Consider the following 3,311-nt stretch of genomic DNA (forward strand, 5'->3'; position numbering starts at 1 on the left):
CCGTACCCGGATCGACGGGCCCGCCGATCCACGGGGTCACGGGATCCTGCTGCTTCGCAGCCGGGTATCCGCCGAACCCGACCACCGCATCGGGGGTGAATTCCTTGTAGAGCTTCTTCGCCTGCCGCCGCCCTGCCAGGATCGACCGCGCCGTCCGGATCAGGCCGAACACCCCGGTCAGCCGCCCCGCCGGAAGCACATGGATCGGCACCCCGTCGAACAGGCCGGGAATCTTCGCCCCGCGCTCGTCGGTGATCAGCGCCACCCCGATCCCGCGCGCCGTCAGTTCCGCCGCCAGCGCATGCGCCGGAACCATATGCCCGCCGGTCCCGCCGGCGCTGAGGATGATGTTGGTCACGTCCGCTGGTTCACTTCGGCTTGTTCTCGGGGGCCGGACTACCCGGCTCGCCGCTACATTTCACGACATAGGGCGAGCGCGTCAGATAGGGGTTTCGCCGGGTGAAGGCGAGCAGCAATCCCATGCCGATGCTCAGCGCCAGCATCGAACTTCCGCCATAGCTGATGAACGGCAATGTCATCCCCTTCGACGGCGCGATCTGGACGTTGACCGCCATGTTGATCATCGCCTGCAGCCCGAACTCGATCACCAGCCCCGCCGCCGCGAGAATCGCGAAACTCGACTCCTCGTCGAGCAATTTGATCAGCACCCGCGCCACAATCGCCAGATAGAGCAAGGCAATCGCAAGGCAGGCGATCAGCCCGAATTCCTCGCCGATGACCGAGAAGATGTAATCGGTATGCGGCTCGGGCAGGCCGAACTTGCGCGTGCCCCCGCCCGGCCCCATCCCGAACAGCCCGCCAGCCGTCAGCGTCTTCATCGCATTCTCGACTTGGAAATTATCGCCTTCGCCGAACAGGAAGCCGTCGATGCGGATCGTCGCGACGTCATAGGTAAAATAAGCAATCACCACCCCGACCAGTGCCGCCGCGCCGAGGGCCAGCAGCAACTTCATCCGGATCCCCGCCAGCGCGAGCATCGCGATCCACACCGTGCCGTAGATGATGGTCGATCCGAAATCGGGTTGCTTCATCAGCAACGCCGCGACGATCGCGGTCAGCACCCCCGATACCCAAAATACCGGCAGGCCCTTGTCCTTCTCCTTCAACGACAGGATCCACGCCATCGCCACGACGAAGAACGGCTTCAAGAATTCAGACGGCTGCAATTGGCCGACGCCAAGCTCGATCCAGCGCACCGCGCCATTCTTCTCGACCCCGATGAACGGCACCGCGACCAGCAGCGCCAAACAAATCACCGCCCCGCCGATCGAGAAACGCTTGGCGCGCTCGCGGTTCATCATCGAAATCACGACCATCACCGGCATCGACACCGCGATCCACATCAACTGGCGGTAGAAGAAGAACAGATCGTTGATCCGCACGCTGCCGCCCGAATAACGGTCGGCGGCTGCGGGCGAGGCGGCGGCGACCGCGATCAGCCCGATCCCAACCAAAATCGCGACCAGCAGCAGCAATACGCGGTCGATCTCCCAGAACCAGCGGCTCGCGGTCGACCGGTCCGACCGGCCGTAACGGCTCGGGTCGACCAATGCCGCCTTGGCCTTGATCCGGCTCGTGATATCCGCCGTCATAACGCCCCCACCAAATCGCGGAAATGATCCCCGCGCGCCTCGAAATCGCGATATTGATCGAACGAGGCCGAGGCCGGGGAGAGTAGGACCGTCTCCCCCGCTTGGGAATCCTCCGCGGCGCGTTTCACCGCATTTTCAAGCGTTTCGCACTCGATGACGGTCACCCCGGCATCGCGCAGCAACCGAGCAAACATCGGCCCCGCCTCGCCGATTGTGTAGGCGGTAACGACATGATCGAGATGATCGCCAGTCTGCCCGATCGTATCGGACTTCGCCTTCCCCCCAACGATCCACCGCACGCGCGGATAAGCAGCGAGCGCGGGTGCCGCGGCCTCGGCATTAGTCGCCTTGCTGTCGTTGACGAACAGGACGCCGTCGCGATCGCGAATGCGCTCCATGCGGTGAGGAAGGCCGGGGAAGGTGCGGAGGCCGGAAAGGATCGCCTCGCCGCGCAAACCCAGCTGTACACACACCTCAACGGCGGCAGCGGCATTCTGGGCGTTGTGCGGTCCTTGCAGGGCCGGCCAAACATATTCGGTGCTGATCGGATCGGTTCCGATCTGGACAACATCTTGTCCCCGTGCAGAACAATCATCTGCTATCTTCCTAGTGGCGGCGCCAGTGACCCCGACAATTGCGTCGCTGTTCGTTGATTGCATCTCGAACAGCCTAGCCTTGCTCGCCGCATAGGCCTCGAAATTCTCATACCGATCGAGATGATCGGGGGTGATGTTGAGCAGCACCGCGACGTCGCAATCGAGGGTCTTGGTCAGGTCGATCTGGTAGCTCGACAGTTCGAGCACATAGACTCCGCCTTCAGGCAACGGATCCTGGCTCAGGATCGGCAGCCCGATATTCCCCCCCATCAGACTCGGCACCCCCGCGGTCTGGAGGATGTGGTGGACCAATGCGGTGGTGGTCGACTTGCCGTTGGTCCCGGTAATCCCGACTACCTTGTGCGGCGGCAGCTCGGTCCGGGCGCGGGCGAACAATTCGATGTCGCCGATGATTTCCACCCCGGCATCGCGGGCGCGCTGCGCGATCGGGTGGCGGTTGAGGGGGAGGCCGGGGGTGACGACGATCGAGTCGAACTGGGTGAGGTCGGCCTTGTCCAGATCAGCAAAATTTAGTCCGTTCGTGTCGAGCGAAGTCGAGACAAGTTCTTTTGCCCCAACGTCCCTCGACTGCGCTCGGGACGAACGGAGTTTTTCGACCGCTTCGGGATTGCTGTCCCACGCCGTAACCCTCGCCCCACCCGCCACCAGCGCCGCCACAGTCGCCAGCCCGCTCCGCGCAAGCCCGAGCACTGCATAATGCTTCCCCGTGAAAGCCCGGGCGGTGATCACCGCAGCTTGAGCGTCGCCAGCCCGGCCAGCGCGAGGATGAAGCTGATGATCCAGAAGCGGATAACGACGGTCGGCTCGCTCCACCCGATATGTTCGAAATGATGATGGATCGGCGCCATTTTGAAGACGCGCTTGCCGAAACGTTTGAACCAGAACACCTGGACCACGACGCTGACCGCCTCGAGCACGAACAGGCCGCCGATGATCACCAGCACAAATTCATGGTGCGTCGCCACCGCCACCGCGCCCAATGCCCCGCCCAAGGCGAGGCTTCCGGTATCGCCCATGAACACCGCCGCCGGGGGCGCGTTGAACCACAGGAAGGCCAGCCCGGCGCCGACGATCGCCAGCA

General features: G+C 63.5%; 3 protein-coding genes and 1 pseudogene. All 4 read right to left on the bottom strand.

The window, feature by feature from the left end:
* Positions 1-316: glycosyltransferase (locus RMN73_RS08660; RefSeq protein ID WP_309602924.1), on the bottom strand; the 316-nt coding region annotated here is incomplete at its 3' end.
* 52 nt (positions 317-368) lie between these two features.
* Positions 369-1,613, bottom strand: a complete 1,245-nt coding sequence (locus RMN73_RS08665; RefSeq protein ID WP_309602922.1) for a putative peptidoglycan glycosyltransferase FtsW — start codon at positions 1,611-1,613, stop codon at positions 369-371.
* Entirely contained in the window at positions 1,610-2,959 is a 1,350-nt protein-coding gene (murD, locus tag RMN73_RS08670) for a UDP-N-acetylmuramoyl-L-alanine--D-glutamate ligase (RefSeq protein WP_309602923.1), read from the bottom strand. The genes RMN73_RS08665 and murD overlap by 4 nt, the downstream gene beginning before the upstream one ends.
* Positions 2,956-3,311 (bottom strand): annotated as a pseudogene (mraY, locus tag RMN73_RS08675) (phospho-N-acetylmuramoyl-pentapeptide-transferase); the annotation flags it as partial. The gene murD and the pseudogene mraY, both read right to left, overlap by 4 nt.

This window comes from Sphingomonas sp. (genome assembly GCF_031372575.1).
GTDB lineage: Bacteria > Pseudomonadota > Alphaproteobacteria > Sphingomonadales > Sphingomonadaceae > Sphingomicrobium.